This window comes from Shewanella ulleungensis, from assembly GCF_014648315.1.
Classification (GTDB): domain Bacteria; phylum Pseudomonadota; class Gammaproteobacteria; order Enterobacterales; family Shewanellaceae; genus Shewanella; species Shewanella ulleungensis.
On record NZ_BMQW01000027.1, the window covers coordinates 1 to 2,197 of the forward strand.

1 tRNA gene is annotated in these 2,197 nt (G+C 36.0%); it reads right to left on the bottom strand.

Annotation, left to right across the window (positions count from 1 at the left end):
- Window positions 1–2,056: 2,056 nt before the first annotated feature.
- Window positions 2,057–2,132 (bottom strand) — tRNA-Thr (locus IEY40_RS20035).
- Between the last annotated feature and the right edge of the window lie 65 nt (window positions 2,133–2,197).

Genomic DNA, 2,197 nt, shown 5'->3' on the forward strand with positions numbered 1-2,197 from the left:
TCTTTTCGCCTTGAACTCAGTGTTTTGAAGTACTTGGTTCAACCTCACTCGGTGACTGCTTTCGCTGTCTGCCGTGTCAGTGGATGCGCATTATAGGCACCGAGAGATTTAGTGCAACCCCTTTTTTGGCTATTTTCTCATTTAATTTTTATACCTTAGTTAATACCAAAATAGGCACATCTTACTCACAGATTTATCCACAATATAGTTTCTTTGATTTCATATCTGATTACCTTAAGTTGTATTTATCAAAGTATATTGAGCAAAGTAAAACCTTCAATACGACAACAATAATGTAAAACTGTTCGGTTTATGATGAAGCTTGTTCAACTTTTAGTAGTGACTCTTTATTTTTCAAGTCGACATCTAGGATTAAAAGTACAAGTAATTGATTGATGAAGCATGAGAGCATGAGAAGAAACTTATTAAAACGGTATCAGATATTACAAATAGGGCTAGTCTGATTAATCTGTCGTAGAAGATGTTGCAAACACATTTTAATATAGCTAAATATTATTGTCTTACTCGAGTCACAAAACCGTTTTACTGTAGGCCCCACTTGTTGAACGTTAAAAATTACACTCCTTCCATGCAATTATGACCAATAGCAACGGCATTGTAGCTATTAGTATTTTAGAAAATATAATGAACTATGTATTAGGCTAGTTAATAATGATTTCATATCAACACGGTTACGGGCGTACAGGAACGTAAAAAGAAGTGAACCCGTTATGAAGAATATTGAATCAAATATATTTCGAAAACTAAGGAAAACTTCCAATGCGATGACAATGATTACTTATTTCAGCTGGTCAGCAACATAGAAAACCTGGTCATTGGTTTGGTATAATTTAGAAACGTTCAATAATGGTATAGATGGTTTACTAAATTATTTTAGCATCGCCAATATTCATCATAGTATTACTCTCGAACAGTCACTTCAGCCCGAAAAGAGTTTATTATTCTCTTATAAGGGATAATTACTTACCAAGATAGACTTTCCGTCACAAGTGCATAACGACCAAAAAAAATCAACATACATCTATAATGTTAGAGTTATTTCGCTCTGATTCAGATGCCATCATAGTAGATCTCTATATCGGAAGATAATCTTGAATTTTACGTATCACTCTAGATATAAATTGACAGAAGTTGTTAGGATAGAGCAGTAATAGGAATTTATCAGAAGTTTAAAACGGAATGAATGACTAAGCATAATTATAATAATCATATAACCTAGAGTGTACTAAAAACACAGTTTAGTTTGCGTTCAGATTTAATTGTTCACATAAGCTATTAAATCATCAATTTTACAGGCGTAAAATAGCTCGCTACATAATAGCCGGCATAACATCTTTCCCTTAGAAAAATTAGACATCTAAAAATGACCTACTTTCGTATGGGCATATCCGCACAAGTATTATGCTCATATTAACCAAGCCGTAATTAACAAATCTCAGATGTAAAAAAGCTCGATGCGTTAGCTACAGGCATAGCACTCTCTTTTCAGAGAAATTAGGCGCCTAGAAATGACCTACTCTCGCATGGACATATCGACCACACTGACATCCTTGTTTTTTAGTATAAATTTCAGATGTAAAAAAGCCCGTTGCGTTAGCAACAGGCTTATCATTCTCTTTTCAGAGAAATTTGGCGCCTGTCATGGCCAGCTACGAGCAAGCTCTTCGCGTTCGTTAATTTGCATAAAGCGTCGCTTTATAAACACAAAAAACTCACCCTACTCTCGTATGGGCATATCGACCACACTGACATCCTTGTTTTTAGTATAAATTTCATATGTAAAAAAGCCCGTTGCGTTAGCAACAGGCTTATCACTCTCTTTTCAGAGAAATTAAGCGTCTGGAAATGACCGACTCTGGTATGGGCATGTCGGTCGCATTAACATTCGTGTTTAATCGTAAATTTCAGATGTAAAAAAGCCCGCTATAGGATAGCGGGCTTTTTTACGACTCTTTCAAGTCAATTAGGTGTCTGGAAATGAAGCTCTATGGTTTCCAGACAAATTTTATTCTAGGACATAACACTAGATTATTCGTGGTGCTGATACCCAGAATCGAACTGGGGACCTCATCCTTACCAAGGATGCGCTCTACCGACTGAGCCATATCAGCAAAACTCTGTACAACGTTGAGCTTATTAGGCGCCTGGAAATGAAGCTCTATGGTTTCCAGACAAA